Source organism: Nesiotobacter zosterae, from assembly GCF_033843645.1.
Taxonomy (GTDB): domain Bacteria; phylum Pseudomonadota; class Alphaproteobacteria; order Rhizobiales; family Stappiaceae; genus Pseudovibrio; species Pseudovibrio zosterae.
Genome location: NZ_JAWXVZ010000006.1, coordinates 331,049 through 349,281 on the forward strand (window position 1 = coordinate 331,049; position 18,233 = coordinate 349,281).

The window sequence follows — 18,233 nt, forward strand, 5'->3', positions numbered from 1 at the left end:
TCCCTTGGCCCCTCTCAGGGCCTGTCCGTTTGTGCAATCGGGCCGATGACTTCAATCTTGTTGGTCCAGATGTAGCCTTCAAAGTTCTGAAGGGGGCGGTAGGTGTCCTCACTGTCCAGACCGTCGCATGCCTGCGAGTCACCGACCGGGCCCATGGCAATAACCGTGGACCCTTGGGCCTTCAGGCGGGCGGCAAACCGGTGCGGCCAGCCCCACACCATCCATGTGTAGTCGCTGGGTACGCCAATCACCGTTTCCCGGCACTGGCTTGGCACATAGCCTGACCAACCGAACAGGAAATAGTTCTTCAAGCACTGCTTGGTCTGCTGCTTGGTGAAGCTGTGGAGGTTTGGCACGCGTGCCAGAGTGTAGTTCACTGGCACCGGGTGACCATAAACACCCCAGACTTGATCAAGTCGCTCTGGCTGTTGTTGAAGAAACGCCACAAAACGTTCGGCTTCCAGTGCCTGTTTGGATTTGTAGTTGATCAGGAATTTGGCCTCGGGCAGGGCGTCGAAGACTTCCGTAAGTTCCGGCATCAAGCCAATGCCTGTACCGCGAAACGGGAAGCTCTGGCCTCCATCTGCGGTGTAGCCCCAACCGATATCGAGTGCCTTGAGATCGCTCATCGATTTGCTGCGGGTTTCGCCGCTGCCATTACTCCTGCACTCCAAAGTCCAGTCATGGAACACGGCCAGCTTGCCGTCGGTGGTGGGGTGAATGTCAATCTCCACCACATCCGCGCCCAGTTCCACCGCCTTCTTCATGGAGGCGATGGTGTTTTCCAGATAGCTGTGCGTGGGCGGGTCAATGCGCGTTGCCGTGCAGGTGTCGTTCGCCAGATTTTCTCTGTGATAGGTCTGGTGAACACCGCGGTGGGCGATCAGTTGCGCCTCGGCCGTGCTGCCGAGATCTGCAATCCACGATGCGTTTGTGAGGTACAGTGTTGCAGCAAGTCCCCCAAACGCTGCAAGTCCCCCAAACGCTGCAAGGCCCCATCGCAGCATGACCGTTCTCCGCTTTTAAGCTCATAAGTGGTGGCCGTTGATTGCTGCAGTTTTTGGTAGGAATGGGGTCGGTCTGTGGTGATTGCATGGCGGTTGCAGTCTACCAACAAAAAAGGGCGCCCGTTTCGGAGCGCCCTGATTTTCTCGTGAACCCTGAAGGCTTACTTCGCAGCCATGGCCTTCTGAAGGTTCTCGTCCACCTTGTCCAGGAAGCCAGTTGTGGTCAGCCACTTCTGATCCGGACCAACCAGCAGTGCCAGGTCCTTGGTCATGTGGCCGCTTTCAACGGTCTCGATGCAGACGCGCTCCAGCGTTTCAGCGAAGTCCTTCAGCTCGGCGTTGTCGTCGAGCTTTGCGCGGTGCGCCAGTCCACGGGTCCACGCAAAGATGGAAGCGATGGAGTTGGTGGAGGTTTCTTCACCCTTCTGGTGCTGACGGTAGTGGCGGGTCACGGTGCCGTGCGCCGCTTCCGCTTCCACGGTCTGGCCGTCCGGGGTCATCAGAACGGAGGTCATCAGGCCCAGAGAGCCGAAGCCCTGTGCAACGGTGTCGGACTGCACGTCGCCATCGTAGTTCTTACAGGCCCAGACGTAGCCACCGGACCACTTCATGGCTGCAGCAACCATGTCGTCGATCAGGCGGTGCTCGTACCAGATCTTTTCTGCTTCGAACTTTTCCTTGAACTCAGCTTCATAAACTTCCTGGAACAGGTCCTTGAAGCGGCCGTCATAGGCTTTCAGGATGGTGTTCTTGGTGGACAGGTAGCATGGCACCTTGCGGTTCAGGGCGTAGTTCATGGAGGCGCGGGCAAAGTCGCGGATGGAGTCATCCAGGTTGTACATTGCCATGGCAACGCCGGAGGATGGCGCATCGAAAACTTCGTGTTCGATCTCGGTGCCGTCTTCGCCAACGAACTTGACGGTCAGCTTGCCCTTGCCCGGGAATTTGAAGTCAGTCGCGCGGTACTGGTCACCGAATGCGTGACGGCCAACGATGATTGGCTGTGTCCAGCCTGGAACCAGACGCGGCACGTTGTTCATGATGATCGGCTCACGGAAGATCACGCCACCCAGGATGTTACGGATGGTGCCGTTTGGCGAGCGGTACATGCGCTTCAAGCCAAACTCTTCAACGCGGGCTTCATCTGGTGTGATGGTCGCGCACTTCACGCCAACGCCGTATTCCTTGATGGCGTTCGCCGCATCGACGGTAATCTGGTCATCGGTCGCATCGCGGGCCTCAATGCCGAGGTCGTAGTACTTCAGATCGATGTCGAGATACGGATGGATCAGCTTGTCTTTGATGAACTGCCAGATGATGCGGGTCATCTCGTCGCCGTCGAGTTCGACGACCGGATTGGCAACTTTGATCTTCGCCATGGTGGTTTGACCTCGTGTTTTTGAACTGTAATGGATTGGCCTGAGCCCGAATTCGCTCCGTGTATACACGTGTGCGCAATCTGATGCCAGCTCGAAATCCATAGTTTGGACAGGTCGTGTATAGCACTATGGGAAAACACGGAATAGCGCTCTCAGGCGCTAACACCGCCGGAAAACTGCTCTAATCCTACGAAAATGCGCAATTTTGAGGTGTAAGTGGATCAACTGACCCTTGGTAATGCCAAAAACGGGGCGTCGGGCAATTCTTCGTGAACTGCCCGATTCTGTTTTCAATTGCATGCGTCATGCGTTTCAGGTCGCGCCTTGGGCGTTGGAAATGGCCCGTGCGGTCAGCGCAATGGCAATGTAGCTCCAGCCGTTGAAGATAATGGAGATGCCCACGATCAGGCCAAGGGCCCATGCCGCGGAAAGCGGGAACTCAAAGAAGATGCACAGACCGGCGAGCAATGAGATGACACCCGCGGTCAGGATCCAGCCCCAGCCATCGTGCGGCTTCAGTTTCAGGGAAAACATGATTTGAGAGATGCCCTGAATGATGAAAACCGCTGCAAGAACGAGGGTGAGGGCAGCTGTGCCGAACGCCGGATTATAATAAACGGCCGCGCCACCGATAATGGCAATCACGCCGGTAATGAGCTGCCACAGGAAGCCGCTCCACTCTTTCACGGAGAAGGCGTGCCAAATCTGAATGGCGCCGCCAATCACCAGCACCGCTGCGATAACCAACGCCACGGCGATGGATGATGCCAGTGGCATGGCAATGACAACCATGCCGCCGATTACCAGAAGTACACCTAGAGCCAGAAAACGACCCCACTTGTCGACCACCATCTGCGTCATGCTGGAGGTGATCATTGGACCGCTTGCTTGTTGGGTCATTGCATTTCCCTCCTAAAAGGTTGTTGCGGCTTGCATCCTTCCCGCCGCACAAGGAACACCGCCAGCGGCGATGCCTCCGGGCGATATCGGAAGCTTACCCTAGGGTAATTTTATTAGCGATCCGATAATTTGTCAGCACCTGCAACTTATGGGGGAGGGGCGGTCTGTGTGGTGCCAGGGGCTGTTGTTTTGCGGCCCTGTGACTTTTTCCGCGGCGTCTTCGGCTTTTGCTGGAAATTGAAAGGGCGATCCGCTATCTGAGCGGCATGTCTGAGATGGAACAAACCCCAACACCTTCCCGCCCGCCGGTTGTCATCCTGTGCGAACCGCAGCTGGGCGAGAACATTGGCATGGTGGCCCGTGCCATGGCGAACTTTGGCCTGCATGATCTGCGCATTGTCAATCCGCGCGACGGCTGGCCAAGCGAAAAGGCGCGCTCTGCTGCAAGCCGTGCCGATCATGTGATTGATGCGGTTCAGGTCTTCGACCGGGTTGAAGACGCGGTTGCCGACATTCAGTTGCTGTTTGCCACCACCGCCCGCAACCGGGACATCCCCAAGCCTGTTGTAGGCCCGGACGAAGCTGCGGCCGAAGCGGTGGCCTATGGTCAGAAGGAGCTTACCACCGGCTACATGTTTGGCCGCGAGCGCTGGGGCCTCAACAACGATGAGGTGGCGCTCTCCAACAAGATTGTCACCTTGCCGGTCGATCCTTCATACGCCTCGCTCAACATTGCTCAGGCGGTGTTGGTCTGTGCTTATGAGTGGCGCCGCACTGCAACTTCCGGCCAGCTGCCGTTCACGCTTGACGATTATGAAGGTGAGCCTGCGTCTCAGGAAGCCATTCAGCGTATGTTCGAGCACTTAGAAGGCGCGCTGGATGTGCGCGGTTTCTTCCGTCCGGTGGAAAAGAAGCCGGTGACGGTGCGCCGCCTGCGCAACATCTTCCAGAAGGCCGATCTGACGGACAATGAAGTGCGCATTCTGCGCGGTGTGATTGCCAGCTTCGAAAAGTATCCGGCCAAGTACGGTAATGAGTGAACGGCAGTCCTTCGTTGATCCGGTTACCATTGAACCCGGCCAGTGCGATGTTGCTGGTCGGATAATGGTTTTTGACAGTGGCATCGGTGGGCTCACCGTTGCCCGTCAGATCCAGCGCAACCGGCCCAATGAAGGCTTGCTTTATGTCGCGGATGACTTGGGCTTTCCCTATGGCGATTGGCAGGAGGGGGCTCTTGGCGATCACATTGAAGAAGTCGTCGCTCGGTTTGCTGCAAAGTGGCAGCCCTCAGCTCTTGTCATTGCCTGCAATACAGCCTCCACGCTGGTGCTGCCGCGGCTCAGAGCGCGGTTTTCGTTCCCCATTGTTGGCACCGTGCCGGCCATAAAGCCTGCTGCTGAAAAGACACTCTCCGGCGTTGTCGCGGTCCTTGCCACACCGGGAACGGTGCGCCGTGATTATACGCGAGACCTCATCTCGAAGTTCGCCAACGGCGTGCAGGTCGAACTTGTTGGCGCGACTCGCATTGCCCAGCTTGCGGAAGACAAGATGGCGGGCCGGGATGTGGATACTGCGCTCTTGCGGCAACAAATCTCGCCTTGCTTCGTGGAATATCAAGAAAAACGCACAGATTGCGTTGTATTGGGTTGTACACACTACCCATTTCTCCTAGAGGAACTGGAGCAGATTGCTCCTTGGCCTGTGGCGTGGATTGATCCTTCGCCTGCGGTAGCACGTCAGCTTGACCGTGTTCTTGCACAAGGGGCAGGTGCTGAATGCACGACAACTCTTTACAGGTACACATCTGGTAGGGACTTCCCGTCTCTTATCTTCTGACCAGCTTCAGTGTTCGAAGCCTGGGCATTTTCAGTTAATCCGCAGGTCTGTGCCGCCTTAACTGTTGCGTGAGCAATAAAAGTGACGCAACGTGAATGTGTTCGTGTGGTCTGTTTTCTGTTGCGCAGAAGGCGGCGAACTGTTTTGGCGCGTCAAGTTACACACATGAACAACAACCGGAAGGGAGATTGAGCTTGGTCATATCAGTAATCAATGCACTCAATACAGTATTCTGGGGTTATATTCTGATCTACGGTTTGCTGGCAGTAGGTATCTACTTCACAATCCGCTTGAATTTTCTCCAATTTGTTCACTTCAGACAGTGCTTCAACGTCTTGTTCAAAGGCAAGAAGGAAGACCGCAGCGGCATCAGTCCGTTTCAGGCGCTTTGCACCAGTCTGGCTTCGCGTGTCGGCACCGGCAACATTGCGGGGGTGGCGGTGGCGCTCACCTCTGGCGGCCCCGGCGCGATCTTCTGGATGTGGATGGTGGCGCTGGTTGGTATGGCAACCGCCTATGCGGAAAGCACGCTGGCTCAGCTGTATAAGTATGTTGATGAAGATGGCCAGCTCCGTGGCGGGCCGGCACGCTATATGGCCGTTGGCCTGAAGCAACCTGTCATGGGACATGTGTTTGCAATCGTGCTCATCTTTTCTTTCGGGCTGGTTTTCAATGCGGTTCAGTCCAACTCCATTGCAGAGGCGATGGGAAGCGCGTTTTCCATTCCTCCTTATGTCTCTGGCATTCTTTTGGTTATCGGCGCAGCGCTCGTTATCTTTGGTGGCATACGCGGCATTTCACGATTTGCCGAGTTTGTGGTGCCTTTCATGGCGGGAGCTTATGTGTTGGTCACCTTGCTGGTGATCCTAATGAACATCACCGAGATTCCGCAGATGCTCTACAGCATCGTGGCGCACGCGTTCGGCTGGGAACAGGCGGTGGGCGGTGTTGCCGGTGGGGTCATGGCGGCCATGCTCAATGGCATCAAACGCGGCTTGTTTTCCAATGAGGCGGGTATGGGCTCTGCGCCCAACATTGCGGCCTCTGCCGTGCCAGACCCACACCACCCGGCCAGTCAGGGCTTTGTGCAGGCTCTGGGCGTTTTCATCGATACCATCGTGATATGTACCGCAACTGCACTTTTGATCCTACTCTCCGGCATCTACGAGTTCGACAGTGATGTCACCGGAACGGCGTTGACGCAGGCAGCAACCGTTGCGCACATAGGCCCGATCGGGGCGCAGTTTGTGGCGCTGGCCATTCTGTTTTTCTCCTTCACCACCATCGTTGCGAACTACTCCTATGCGGAAAATGCCATGGTGTATCTGGAGCACGGCTGGAAGCCGGGGATCACCATTCTCCGGATCATGGCGCTGGGCATGGTGTTTTGGGGCACGCAACAGACGGTGCAGACCGTGTTTGATGCGGCGGATGCGGCCATGGGCATGATGGCCACCATCAACCTTGTCGCCATCCTGTTGCTCTCGCCCAAGGTTGTGTTGCTGACCAAGGACTATCTGGCGCAGCTCAAGGCGGGGGAAGACCCGCACTTTGAAATCAGCGAGCACCCGGAACTGGGTGACGGGATTGAAGGCTCTGTCTGGACCGAAAAGCGTCCGCCATTCCCGCAGCCTGCTGAATAGCAATCGAGGACAGACGGGGAGCGCATAAACGTAGGACCGTCGCCGTTTCAGGCGGCGGTCAGTGCCAGAAAGATCGAGATCTGGCCGCCGTAATACAGCACCCACAATGCAACCGAGATCGGCACGGTCAGGCTCGGGCGCTCAGGCAGCCGAAAGAGCTGCAGCGAGAGCAACAGATCCGAGGCGATAAAGGCGAGGGCACCGGCCATCACCAAGCCGCCCAGCTGTGTAGCCAGCACGCCCATCCCCGTTATCAAGAGCACATAGACAGCGACAGGCAGCTTCAAGTCGTGGGTAAAGGGCAGAAGCCACCACATTGTTGACAGGGCCAGAAGGCCAAACACGCCGCCTGCAATGGCCAGCACGGTCATGTCAAACTGGGCGATCATCTGCCAGAACAGGATGATGTAGAGGACGTGGGCGAGGGCGAAGCTGCACAGCCCCACGAGAAAGCGTTTGTCACCGGGAGCTGCCAGAGCGGCGTCGCCAAGGCTTGAAGCCGCCAGAGCCGCAACCAGAAGCCATGGTGCATCGTTGGCCGCCGCCAACACGCACACCACCGCAAGCGACAAGGTTTTCAAGAGCGTCTTGAGCGCAGAGGCATCTCGCCAGCTGAATGCGGCTCCGTAAATGGTGGCCGATAAAAGACTTGCGCCAATGATGGCCGGTCCCAATGCGGTGATCATGTCTTCCCCCCGATATGTCTCTCCCTTCATCTTCGTTAGGTGACGCTAGGAAAGAGGGCAAGTGCAACTCATGGGGGAGTTCCGGTTCGCCGCTACGGGCTGATCCTCCGCCGTTTCTCGCCCGCTTAATTCGGGGAGTTTCAAACACGGAGGTTGTGACGGAGACTCGCAGACGAAGAATCTTCGGGACATTGTAGATGACCTCCATACCCTATCTGGTCACGCGCTTAACGCGGGCTGCTGCGTACTTCCATATCAACCTGAGGCCAGTTGAACGCTTTTTGGGTTATCTGTTTGACCTGAAGGGTGGGGTTTTTGTGACCGAAGGGCTGCGCTTTGAAATCCCCAAGCAGTTCACCTCCTCGGCGTCCCGTGGTCGGTTCATGGTGGGCGCTCATGAGTGGAACGAACGCCGCTTGATCACGCGGTATCTTTCCAGTGACGCCCATGTGCTGGAGCTTGGTGGCGGGCTTGGAGTTGTCTCCTGCGTCATCAATCGCAGGCTGGCAGATCCGGCTCGTCATGTGGTTCTGGACGCTGATCCGCGGGCGGTAACGGCGCTCACCCAAAACAGAAACCTCAATGGTGCGCGGTTCTCCATTGTGCATGGGGTGATCAGCGCAAGGGAGCAGGAGACCGTGTATCTGGCCCCCACTATCGGGGGCAGCAGCCTGTGCCGTCGTCAGGGGCGCAAGACGGTCAAAGTGCCCGGCTATTCCATTGAAGAGCTGGAACGCCAGCATGATCTGTCGTTTGATTGCTTTATCGTCGACATTGAGGGCAGCGAGTTGCGCTGGGCGGAGGAGAACAAAGACGCGCTTCGGCAGGTTCAGCTTCTGGTGCTGGAAGTGCACCCCACCAAACTCTCGGAGGCGGAACTGGTGCGTTTGAGAAACCTGCTTCGGGAGTGCGGCCTGTTTCTCATCGACGAGCTTTACGAGGTCGAGGTCTGGCGGCGTCAGCCCCTTATCTCGGCATAGGGGGCAGCCGGTCACGCCGGTGCTGATCAGTGCCGGATCTCTACTGGTCTTTTAGGGGAGGCGGGGCGCGGAATTCTGCGCTTTTTTGCGGGGTAAGCCGTTGACTCTGGACGTCGTTTCCAATAGAACCCCGGTGATCTGGCGGTGCCACCTCGGTGCCGCCATGATTTTTTACGCACCCGTGGGGTCCGGCAGGCGCTTCTTGTCGAGACTTCTGTCAGCCTCTAAGCCTTTGGGCTCAAGGGGAAAAGGAGGGCGCGTTTCCTTTAATATGAATAATGCAACGCAAAGGAAACTGCGATGTCTAAGCGCCATAGCGCCAAGTACAAAATTGACCGCCGGTTGGGTGAAAACATCTGGGGTCGTCCTAAGTCTCCTGTAAACCGCCGTGAGTACGGTCCAGGTCAGCACGGTCAGCGCCGCAAGGGCAAGCTGTCTGACTTCGGCGTACAGCTGCGCGCAAAGCAGAAGCTCAAGGGCTACTACGGCAACATCTCTGAAAAGCAGTTCCACAAGGCATATGTGGAAGCGTCTCGCCTGAAGGGCGATACCTCCGAAAACCTGATCGGTCTGCTGGAGCGCCGTCTCGACGCTATCGTGTATCGCGCAAAGTTCGTCCCAACCGTTTTCGCAGCACGTCAGTTCATCAATCACGGTCACGTGAAGGTGAATGGTCGTCGCGTAAACGTTGGCTCTTACATGTGTAAGCCAGGTGACGTTATCGAAGTTCGCGAAAAGTCCAAGCAGCTCGCAATCGTTCTGGAAGCAATCCAGTCCAACGAACGCGATGCGCCTGACTACGTAGACGTAGACACCAACAAGCTGACCGCGACCTTCAATCGCATCCCAGCGTTCTCTGACGTACCTTATCCGGTACAGATGGAACCAAACCTGGTTGTGGAATTCTATTCCCGCTAATAGCCAGTGGCAGTTTGTGTTTCTTGGCCGCCCGGTTTCGGGCGGCCTTTTTCTTTTTAAAGGCGCTGTATTGGCGCTTGAGTTTTGGCGGTCCAGCGGGCATCTTGCGCCCCGTTTAGTGCATGGAGCTGCAAGCTCCCAATCCACCTCCATCTAGCAAGGCATCACGAAGAGCCATGGACGATATCACGCAGCTTCCTCCCCTCGTTGAAACCACTGGTCCGGCCGTGGATGCGGATTGCCATCCGCTGTTCCGCGAGGTGCCCAGTTCGGTTGAGTTCAAGAAGCTGCGCAAGCGTCTGCTGCGCGAGACCCGGCAGGTCATGGATGATTATGCCATGATCTCAAAGGACGCGCGGGACAAGGCTCCCCGTTGGTTGGTGTGTCTTTCCGGCGGCAAGGACAGCTACACCCTGCTTGCGGTGTTGATGGACCTGAAGTGGCGCGGCCTTTTGCCCGTCGACCTTATTGCCTGCAACCTTGACCAGTCTCAGCCCGGTTTCCCGCCGCACATTCTGCCCGCGTTCTTTGAACGCTACCAGATCCCGCACATCATTGTGCGCGAGGACACTTATTCCATCGTCACCGACAAGATCCCGGAGAACCGCACCTACTGTTCGCTGTGTTCGCGTCTGCGCAGAGGCATTCTATACCGCATCGCGCGCGAGCAGGGCTGTGAGGCCATCGTTCTTGGTCACCACCGGGATGATGCGCTGGAAACGTTCTTCATGAACCTGTTCCACGGGGGGCGCATGGCCTCCATGCCGCCGAAGCTGGTAAACGATGAGGGAGACCTCATGGTGCTGCGCCCACTAATGTATTCCTCGGAAGCGGACATCGAGAAGTTTTCCAAGGCCATGGAGTTCCCGATCATTCCTTGCAACCTGTGCGGCTCTCAGGACGGCTTGCAGCGCGTGGAAGTCAAGAAGATGCTGCAGCAGTGGGAAAAGGAAACGCCGGGCCGTCTGGGCATCATGGCGCGCGCTCTGGCCCATGTACGCCCCTCTCATCTGCATGATGCAAAGCTGTTTGACTTCGAAAATCTTCGTCCAGCCGAGGGGGCGTCGACCGCTCAGGTGGCAGAGGCGGAGGAGCCTTGCGCGGCCTCTCTTGCCATGACCGCCAATCTGTTCGATCTCGGACAGAAGTAGCTGCGGTCCAAATCTCCGTATTTTCTACAATAAGCTATTGATAGGTAAGCCAGATCTCTGTTCACAAGATCTGGCTTTTCTCATATCTCACGTTGCGTGATTTTTCGGCGGCGTCATCTTAAGGGCATGACAGCACGAAGGCACGATTCGCGCGGGCATGGGCTCTGGACCGGCCGCAGGCGAGCACTCACACTCGCTCTGTGCATGGCTCTTGCTGCCTGCGAGAACGTCAAGCCAAGCGTGCAGGACTGGTTCCCCAGCTCGTCGGTGGATGAGGATCTGCCATGGGGCGAGATCGCGAACCGCAACCTGAACAACGTAAAATGGGCCGGGCGGCGTTTCGAAGGGCAGACCTTTGAGAACCTCAGCTTTGTTGGCGCAGATCTTACGGGCGTGAACTTCAATGGCACTGTCATTCGCAATGTGGACTTTTCCCTCACCACATTGAACCGGGCCTCATTCCGCGGTGCCGAGCTGCGCAACGTCACGTTTTATGCCAGCGCCCTGCGCGGGGTGGATTTCACGGAAGCCGATCTTCAAACCGTTATTCTGGATGCAACGGATCTTCGGGGCAGTTGTTTTGAAAAGGCGGAGCTGTGGGAAGTGCCCTTTGAAGGGGCCGTACTTTCTGGGGGGCATTATCCGGAGCAGCACCCGCCGAACATCTCACCGCGTTCCTTTTATGCGCTCGTGGAGCAGCTTCCGTGTCCGGGGGGCGGGGATGCTGCAGCGGCACTCTATGGTCAATACCAGCCGCCTGTGGAGGTCCAGCCCATTGACGGGCCCATGTACAAGCGCCGCTCCATCCGGCTTTCGCCGGGCGATGAAGCGCGGGCAACCCCGAGCAGCCGATGAAGAAGTTTGCAAAAAGACGGGTTAGTGGTCGGCTTCGTAGTAGGCTTTGCCGTGGAAGGTGCCCATGGGCTTGTCACGCATCAGGATCACGAGGTTTTCTTGTGCGGTTGTCTTGGCTTCGGTGGCCAAACCGCCATGAGATCGGCACACGGCTTCAGCGCTCATGGTGAAGTAGGGCGTGAACACAGTAAGGCGCGCGCATTCCACCTTCCGAAGCTGCGTCGGAGATGCGTTCAGGAATGAATATGCGCCCGCCACCAGAAACAGGGCGGATAAGACCAGGCTACTCAGCTTTTTCATGGTCTTGCCCCTCGTTACCAATCAAGTTTTTCGTTCAGGATGTGAGGTGTTGCCGACCTCACTACAAGGGCATCATAGCGATACTTGACTGTAGTGGGGCTGAACTTCGCGTTCATGTTGCATTCATCTCAAACGAAAATCGGCGAGCAAAGCCCGCCGATAAAGTCATTTCGCCAAACGATGGTGTTCGGGCACTCAGGCTTCCTGAGTGGTCTCGATGCCTTTTTCGTTGAACATGGCTTTCAGCTCTTGAGACTGGAACATTTCGCGCACGATATCGCAGCCGCCAACAAACTCGCCCTTTACGTAGAGCTGAGGAATGGTTGGCCAGTCGGAGAATTCCTTGATGCCATTGCGCAGGGCATCATCTTCCAGAACGTTGTGGCCAACGTACTTTACGCCGACGTAGTCAAGGATCTGCACAACCTGACCTGAGAAGCCACACTGTGGAAAGGACGGGGTGCCTTTCATGAACAGCACAACGTCATTGTTGTCTACTTCGTTTTGGATCCAAGCCTTGATATCGCTCATACTTGTTCGTCCTCTTGTCTACCAGGGTCAAAGTCTGGTGACGGTCTTGTAGAAATTGATGATTGCCTAGGGCTTTTTACAGAGTTCGCCCGTGCATGTCACAGCTCGAAGGCTGTGTCCAGAAACTTATTCCGGAGCCGAGGTTTGCAAGGCGAGGGCATGCAGCTCTCCGCCCATACGGCCCTTTAGAGCCTTGAACACCATCTGGTGCTGCTGAACACGCGACTTCCCCCGAAATGCTTCAGAAACCACAACAGCTGCGTAGTGGTCACCGTCACCGGCCAGATCGCGAATTTCAACATGGGCGTCGGGCAGAGCCTCTTTGATCATGCTCTGAATTTCAGCCGCGTCCATTGCCATGCGATCGCCTCCTCTCCTGAAATGTGCGCTTCCAGTCGCGTCTGATCTGGAAGCGCGTTTGTCTGTTGTGTTCGCTGGATCAGGCGTGCGCCATGAACTCAGGGAACCATGCTTCATGAGCCTGTGACAGCTTACTGACGGATATGGTGGTCAGATTTGCAAAGTTCAAATCCGTGCCGCCCGTGGTTCCCAGTTCTTCCACCCCAATGCCCAGATCAATGGCGTCTTCCATGAAGGCAGCCAGCTCGGCATTGGTGATGGTGACGACATACCGCCCCTGATCTTCACCAAACATCTTGGCATGAACATTTTCGAGGTCAAGCTTTACAGTTGCGCCCATCTTACCGGAAATGGCCATTTCAGCCAGAGCAACTGCCAGACCACCCGAAGAAATGTCGTGAACGGCGGTTACACGGCCCGATTCAATGCTGTTGCGAACGAAGGTGCCGTTGCGCTTTTCCTTTGCAAGATCAACAGGTGGCGGTGCGCCTTCTTCACGTCCCAGAACCTCAGCCATGTACTGGCTCTGTCCCAAGTGTGTGCCGTGACCGCCGATCAGGAGAATGGTTTCGCCTTCTGCAACAAAAGCACTGCCAACGCGCTTGGTCACGTCTTTCAGCAGGCCAACAGCGCCAATGGCTGGAGTTGGCAGGATGCCTTCGCCGTGTGTCTCGTTGTAAAGCGACACGTTGCCGGAAACGATCGGGGTTTCCAGCACCTCACAGGCCTCTCCAATGCCTTTCAGACAGCCCACGAACTGGCCCATGATCTCCGGCTTTTCAGGGTTGCCGAAGTTCAGGTTGTCAGTGGTTGCCAATGGCAATGCACCAACAGCGGACAGGTTGCGGTAGGTCTCTGCAACGGCTTGTTTGCCCCCTTCAAACGGGTTGGCATAACAGTAGCGCGGGTTCACATCCACGGTGAACGCAAGCCCCTTGTTGGTGCCTTCCACGCGGATCACGCCTGCATCACCGCCCGGTGTGGCCGCGGAGTTGCCCTGAATGAGGGTGTCATACTGCTCATAGACCCAGCGACGGGAAGAGCCGTTGGCGGAGCCAATCAGTTTGAGAAGCGCCTCTGTGTAGTCCGCAGGTGCTGCGATCTGGTCGGCCGGAATGGCGGCTGGTTCTGCCCACGGCAGCCAAGGACGGTCATATTCCGGGGCTTCGTCGCCCAGTTCCTTGATCGGCAGGTCAGCCATGACTTCGCCGTGGTGCTTGATCACAAAGCGGAGCGTATCGGTTGTGACACCCACAACCGCAAAGTCCAGACCCCATTTCTTGAAGATGGCTTGAGCAACATCTTCCTTGGATGGCTCCAGAACCATGAGCATGCGCTCCTGGCTTTCAGAGAGCATCATCTCATAGGCGCTCATGTTTTCTTCGCGCACTGGCACCTTGTTCAGGTCCAGCTCGATCCCGAGATTGCCCTTCGCGCCCATTTCAACGGCGGAACAGGTCAGCCCGGCTGCGCCCATGTCCTGAATGGCGATCACGGCGCCGGTCTTCATCAGTTCAAGGCAGGCTTCCAGAAGGCACTTTTCGGTGAACGGGTCACCCACCTGAACGGTTGGGCGCTTTTCCTCGATGGTGTCATCGAATTCGGCGGATGCCATGGTCGCACCGCCCACACCGTCGCGGCCGGTCTTTGCGCCAAGGTAAACGACCGGAAGGCCGACACCCTTTGCTTCAGACAGGAAGATCTTGTCTGCATCAGCAAGACCTGCAGCAAAGGCGTTCACGAGACAGTTGCCGTTGTAGCTCTTGTGGAATTCCACTTCACCGCCCACGGTTGGCACACCGAAAGAGTTGCCGTAGCCGCCCACACCGGAAACCACACCGGAAACGAGGTGCTTGGTCCGTGGGTGGTCAGGCTCACCAAAACGCAGAGCGTTCATGGCAGCTACCGGACGGGCTCCCATGGTGAACACGTCACGCAAAATGCCGCCAACACCCGTTGCCGCCCCTTGATAAGGTTCAATGTAGGAAGGGTGGTTGTGGCTTTCCATCTTGAAGACAACGGTCTGGCCGTCGTCAATGTCCACAACACCTGCGTTTTCGCCCGGACCCTGAATCACACGGGGGCCCTTGGTTGGCAGCGTCTTGAGCCATTTCTTGGAGGACTTGTAGGAACAGTGCTCGTTCCACATGGCAGAGAAAATGCCAAGCTCTGTGAAAGTCGGCTCGCGGCCAATCAACTCCAGAATACGCTCGTATTCATCTGGTTTGAGGCCGTGGGCTGCGATGAGTTCGGGGGTGATCTTGACGGTGTTCTGGATCATCACTTTCTGACTGCTTGAAAGGGCGCGGGACGCCGGACCGAAGTTAGGTGTCTCCTAGCAGATTGGGCCGGGAAAGTGAAATCTACATCTGTGTTTTGTCGATGAAAAATCTGGCAGGTGCCGCAATTTTCGGCGAGATGGGGCAAGTGCACCGGTTGCGCATGGGGCCTCTTTCGATTTTCTGGTCCTTGATGGCAGCGCCGCCAAACTGTCGCCGCAGGTGCGGTGGGGTGGAAGGTGGCGACACAGCCGCTGACTTCCTCAGCATAACCAGCTTCACGGGTGAGGGGGATAACTGTTCCGGCAAGCGCGAAGGCGAATGGTGGTCCACATCCTGCATCTGGTGCCTTCAGCGCGGCGGCAATCCCATCTTCCGGTCACGGTCTGCGGGCCAATGCAAGAAATCCGTGTTTTGTTCAAATCCTTTCAAATTCTTTCAACCACCAACGCAAACTGCCGCGCCGCTTGGGGCGAGGCAGTTATTCCCTCTGTCAGGTGCGGTCTGGTGTCAGGCTACCGGGCCTGTGTATTCGCCGCGGGCCGGATAGTTTTTGGCCTTGACGAAATCCAGCGCGCCCAGAAGGGGTTTGAAGTCAGGCCGCGCGAACGGCATGGTCTGAACGTTGCCGAAGTAGAGCGTGCCATCCGGCTTGATCAGAAACAGCCCGGGTTCGGAAAACTTGGCAGGCTCTTCAATGCCGATGGATGTGGTGCCGTGGCCCTCTGAAATGTAGAGGCCCCATTCCTTTGCCTTGGGCAGGGAAACGGAATGCCCGACACGCAAGTTATTCGCGCCAATCTTGGTGGCAAATTCTGCTGCGCGGCCTGCGTCATCTGAAGACAGCGCAAGAGTTGTTACCCCTTTTTCATTGAACTGCGGCGTCAGCGCTTCAAGCTCTTTCAGGTAGGTGGCGCAAATCGGGCAATGCAGGCCGCGATAGAAGACAACCATGGTTGCGAACTCGGGTGTCTCTGAGGCCAAATCAAAAGTGCCGCCGTCGACAAGCGGAACACTGAGGGAAGGGACAGGCTGGCGTGGAATGAGCATTTCGTTTCTCCAGAGTTTGAGTGTTGTCTTCTCGGTAGTTGTTGGTAGGATATCGAACTATAGATTATATTTTGTTCGTAAAAGGTGACTTGGAGTACGGAAATGGCCGAGCAGAGAAACCTTGATCGGTTGTGGGGCATTATCGAGAAGTTCCGTGTCAAGGCGGCCATCACCGCCAGCGGCGGCCAGGTCACTCCCATTGGAAACTTCTTCATTTATGACTGCCATCAGACCCAGCATCGCAAACTTGTGTTTCTGCCTCATGCGGACAGCGAAGCCTCTGGTGCGTTCGAGCTTTGCAAGGACCGCTCGTTGTTGGTGGCGGCCTCTGTGGTGATTGGTGGGCCGGGCTCCCTCATTTCCCAAGCGTTGCCAGCGCAAGTGCTTGTAAACCTGAGTGAAACACCAGACCTCGCATCGGTGGCAGATCTGTTGGTTGAGGAGGTCACTGTTCCGCGTTGTGGCGGCCCTGCCGTTTTCGGAAGGCTTTGCGAGGTGGTTGTCATCCGCCTGTTAAGGCATGCAATTAAGGCGGGTGTCGCGGACGTTGGATTGATCGCTGGACTTGGGCATCCCAAGCTGGCACAAGCCATTGTTGCAATGCATGAGGCACCGGAGAAAAGCTGGCGTCTTGAAACTCTTGCTGATGTGGCGGGCATGTCCCGTACCCAGTTTGCTACGGGGTTCAAGGAGGTGCTTGGCAAGACGCCGGGGGCCTATTTGACAGAATGGCGGTTGGCTGTGGCTCATCTTGAGCTGGAGGCGGGGCGTCCTTTGAAATCTGTTGCCGCACGTGTTGGGTTCGCCTCACCCGTAGCGCTCTCGCGTGCGTACCGCCGATACTACGGCGTTTCACCCCGTGAGACCAAGAATGAAGGCACGGCACTCGAGAGCACTCGGGTGGCTTAAAGCTTTTGAGCCAGTGGTTTAACAAGAGTTTTAGTGGTGAAATGACAAATGAAGTTAAAAGAGAGCCGCAGGAAGGCTCTCACGGAAAGACAGAGGGCACACCGGGTGAGGTCTTTTCGGCCTTTCTCAAGTTGGGGGTGACGTCTTTCGGGGGGCCTATTGCGCACCTTGGATACTTCCGCGACGAGCTGGTGCAGCGTCGTCAGTGGGTCTCCGAAGAGCGGTATGCTGACCTTGTGGCGCTGTGTCAGTTCTTGCCCGGCCCGGCCAGTTCTCAGGTCGGCTTCGCGCTGGGCTTGCTGCGTGCGGGGCCACTTGGCGCTTTGGCCGCCTTTACCGCGTTTACGCTTCCTTCCGCCTTAATCCTCATTGCTTTTGCCTATGGTGCAGATGCCTTTGGCGGTCCGGTCGGTCTTGGACTTATTCACGGTCTGAAGCTGGTGGCGGTTGCCGTCGTGGCGCAAGCAGTTTGGGGGATGGCGCAAAACTTATGCCCGGACAAAGAGCGCGCAGCCATTGCCGTGATCTCGGTTTTTGTGGTCACGTTTTTGGCAACCGCAGGTGGTCAGATTCTCGCGATCATCTTTGGTGTGATAGCCGGTTTCGTGCTGCTGCGCGATCCCTCTGACAGCGGCGAAAGCCATATGCGCTTTCCGGTCAGCGTGACTGCGGCTGGCATCTCGTTTGCCGTGTTCCTGCTTTTGCTAATTGGCGTGCCGCTGGTGGCCGGTGGCTCTTCCGATACGGCGCTCAGTGTATTTGACGGTTTCTACCGGGCCGGGGCGCTTGTTTTCGGCGGCGGGCATGTTGTTCTGCCTTTGCTTCAGACCGAGGTGGTCTCTACCGGTTGGCTGAGCAGTGAGAGTTTTCTGGCAGGTTATGGTGCCGCGCAAGCGATGCCGGGCCCGCTCTTTACCTTCGCATCCTACCTCGGTGCGGCCATGTCCGAGCCCATTGGCGGCCTTCTTGGGGCGCTGGTGGCAACACTGGCGGTGTTCCTTCCGGGCTTTTTATTGCTCATTGCAGCGCTGCCGTTCTGGAACACCATTGGTGCTCGTCCTGACGCGCGTGCTGCCATGCGCGGTGCCAACGCAGCGGTGGTCGGAATTCTGGGCGCAGCCCTCTACAACCCCGTCTGGACCAGCGCGGTGCTAAGCCCTGCCGACTTTGCTGTGGCTCTGGCTGGTTTCATCCTGTTGGTGCGATGGAAGTTGGCACCTTGGATTGTTGTGGTGCTTCTTGGCGGCGCCGGTATCGCCATGAAGCTGTTGCTCGGCTGATATTGCAGGTTCCCAGAAAAACAAAAAGCCCGCTCACTGAGCGGGCTTCAGATTGATGACAAACCCCGTCATATTTTTGGCGGGGTTTTCGTTTTTTAGGTCTGCGGCGCGGCCTAAAACTACCCCTTGCGACTTACGCCGCCGTAGCTTGTGTTTTGGTGTTCATAGC

At 56.9% G+C, this 18,233-nt stretch carries 18 protein-coding genes; 9 read left to right on the forward strand and 9 right to left on the reverse strand.

What is annotated here, in order from left to right; translation table 11 throughout:
* Positions 1-14: 14 nt before the first annotated feature.
* From Q3Y58_RS11425 to Q3Y58_RS11435, 3 genes are all read right to left on the reverse strand, one after another.
* Complete coding sequence (locus tag Q3Y58_RS11425; protein WP_319622305.1) at positions 15-1,007, reverse strand: glycerophosphodiester phosphodiesterase family protein; 993 nt, start codon at positions 1,005-1,007, stop codon at positions 15-17.
* A 161-nt stretch (positions 1,008-1,168) separates the two neighbouring features.
* Positions 1,169-2,386 (reverse strand): NADP-dependent isocitrate dehydrogenase, encoded by a 1,218-nt coding sequence (locus Q3Y58_RS11430; protein WP_319622306.1) that lies wholly within the window; start codon positions 2,384-2,386, stop codon positions 1,169-1,171.
* 312 nt (positions 2,387-2,698) lie between these two features.
* Complete coding sequence (locus Q3Y58_RS11435; RefSeq protein ID WP_274218626.1) at positions 2,699-3,286, reverse strand: HdeD family acid-resistance protein; 588 nt, start codon at positions 3,284-3,286, stop codon at positions 2,699-2,701.
* Positions 3,287-3,552: 266 nt separating this feature from the next.
* Between Q3Y58_RS11435 and Q3Y58_RS11440 the strand changes: the two genes are divergently transcribed.
* The 3 genes from Q3Y58_RS11440 to Q3Y58_RS11450 all read left to right on the forward strand — a co-directional run bounded on the left by Q3Y58_RS11440 (position 3,553) and on the right by Q3Y58_RS11450 (position 6,765).
* The gene (locus Q3Y58_RS11440; RefSeq protein ID WP_319622307.1) at positions 3,553-4,326 is read left to right on the forward strand and encodes an RNA methyltransferase; all 774 of its coding nucleotides are present in this window, start codon (positions 3,553-3,555) and stop codon (positions 4,324-4,326) included.
* Complete coding sequence (gene murI / locus Q3Y58_RS11445; RefSeq protein WP_319622308.1) at positions 4,319-5,122, forward strand: glutamate racemase; 804 nt, start codon at positions 4,319-4,321, stop codon at positions 5,120-5,122. Before Q3Y58_RS11440 ends, murI begins: the two co-directional genes overlap by 8 nt.
* Before the next feature lie 200 nt (positions 5,123-5,322).
* Positions 5,323-6,765 carry an alanine/glycine:cation symporter family protein gene (locus Q3Y58_RS11450; protein ID WP_413697815.1) on the forward strand — a complete coding sequence of 481 codons (1,443 nt, stop codon included), beginning with the start codon at positions 5,323-5,325 and terminating at the stop codon, positions 6,763-6,765.
* Between the two features lie 47 nt (positions 6,766-6,812).
* Here Q3Y58_RS11450 and Q3Y58_RS11455 read toward each other — a convergent pair whose 3' ends face one another.
* Positions 6,813-7,451, reverse strand: a complete 639-nt coding sequence (locus tag Q3Y58_RS11455) for a lysoplasmalogenase family protein (RefSeq protein ID WP_319622310.1) — start codon at positions 7,449-7,451, stop codon at positions 6,813-6,815.
* Positions 7,452-7,648: 197 nt separating this feature from the next.
* Here Q3Y58_RS11455 and Q3Y58_RS11460 point away from each other — a divergent pair, with 197 nt between their 5' ends.
* The 4 genes from Q3Y58_RS11460 to Q3Y58_RS11475 all read left to right on the forward strand — a co-directional run bounded on the left by Q3Y58_RS11460 (position 7,649) and on the right by Q3Y58_RS11475 (position 11,355).
* Positions 7,649-8,431 (forward strand): FkbM family methyltransferase, encoded by a 783-nt coding sequence (locus Q3Y58_RS11460; protein ID WP_319622311.1) that lies wholly within the window; start codon positions 7,649-7,651, stop codon positions 8,429-8,431.
* A gap of 300 nt (positions 8,432-8,731) precedes the next feature.
* The gene (gene rpsD / locus Q3Y58_RS11465) at positions 8,732-9,349 is read left to right on the forward strand and encodes a 30S ribosomal protein S4 (RefSeq protein ID WP_319622312.1); all 618 of its coding nucleotides are present in this window, start codon (positions 8,732-8,734) and stop codon (positions 9,347-9,349) included.
* Positions 9,350-9,525: 176 nt separating this feature from the next.
* Positions 9,526-10,500, forward strand: coding sequence for a tRNA 2-thiocytidine(32) synthetase TtcA (gene ttcA / locus Q3Y58_RS11470; protein ID WP_319622313.1), 975 nt, complete (start codon positions 9,526-9,528; stop codon positions 10,498-10,500).
* A gap of 126 nt (positions 10,501-10,626) precedes the next feature.
* Positions 10,627-11,355 (forward strand): pentapeptide repeat-containing protein, encoded by a 729-nt coding sequence (locus tag Q3Y58_RS11475; protein WP_319622314.1) that lies wholly within the window; start codon positions 10,627-10,629, stop codon positions 11,353-11,355.
* A 21-nt stretch (positions 11,356-11,376) separates the two neighbouring features.
* Here Q3Y58_RS11475 and Q3Y58_RS11480 read toward each other — a convergent pair whose 3' ends face one another.
* The 5 genes from Q3Y58_RS11480 to Q3Y58_RS11500 form a co-directional block, all read right to left on the reverse strand.
* Positions 11,377-11,655, reverse strand: a complete 279-nt coding sequence (locus tag Q3Y58_RS11480) for a hypothetical protein (RefSeq protein WP_274218635.1) — start codon at positions 11,653-11,655, stop codon at positions 11,377-11,379.
* Positions 11,656-11,850: 195 nt separating this feature from the next.
* Positions 11,851-12,186, reverse strand: a complete 336-nt coding sequence (gene grxD / locus Q3Y58_RS11485; RefSeq protein ID WP_319622315.1) for a Grx4 family monothiol glutaredoxin — start codon at positions 12,184-12,186, stop codon at positions 11,851-11,853.
* 126 nt (positions 12,187-12,312) lie between these two features.
* Positions 12,313-12,546 carry a BolA family protein gene (locus tag Q3Y58_RS11490; RefSeq protein ID WP_274218637.1) on the reverse strand — a complete coding sequence of 78 codons (234 nt, stop codon included), beginning with the start codon at positions 12,544-12,546 and terminating at the stop codon, positions 12,313-12,315.
* A gap of 79 nt (positions 12,547-12,625) precedes the next feature.
* On the reverse strand, positions 12,626-14,827 hold the full coding sequence (gene purL, locus Q3Y58_RS11495) for a phosphoribosylformylglycinamidine synthase subunit PurL (RefSeq protein ID WP_413697810.1): 2,202 nt from the start codon (positions 14,825-14,827) through the stop codon (positions 12,626-12,628).
* A 508-nt stretch (positions 14,828-15,335) separates the two neighbouring features.
* Positions 15,336-15,875, reverse strand: a complete 540-nt coding sequence (locus tag Q3Y58_RS11500; protein ID WP_319622317.1) for a peroxiredoxin-like family protein — start codon at positions 15,873-15,875, stop codon at positions 15,336-15,338.
* Between the two features lie 102 nt (positions 15,876-15,977).
* On the opposite strand from Q3Y58_RS11500, the gene Q3Y58_RS11505 reads away from it, so the two are divergent.
* Together Q3Y58_RS11505 and chrA are read left to right on the forward strand one after the other, a co-directional pair.
* Positions 15,978-16,784 carry an AraC family transcriptional regulator gene (locus Q3Y58_RS11505; RefSeq protein WP_319622318.1) on the forward strand — a complete coding sequence of 269 codons (807 nt, stop codon included), beginning with the start codon at positions 15,978-15,980 and terminating at the stop codon, positions 16,782-16,784.
* A 41-nt stretch (positions 16,785-16,825) separates the two neighbouring features.
* A complete protein-coding gene (chrA, locus tag Q3Y58_RS11510; protein ID WP_319622319.1) occupies positions 16,826-18,064 on the forward strand; it encodes a chromate efflux transporter in 1,239 nt (412 codons plus the stop codon).
* Positions 18,065-18,233: the final 169 nt, after the last annotated feature.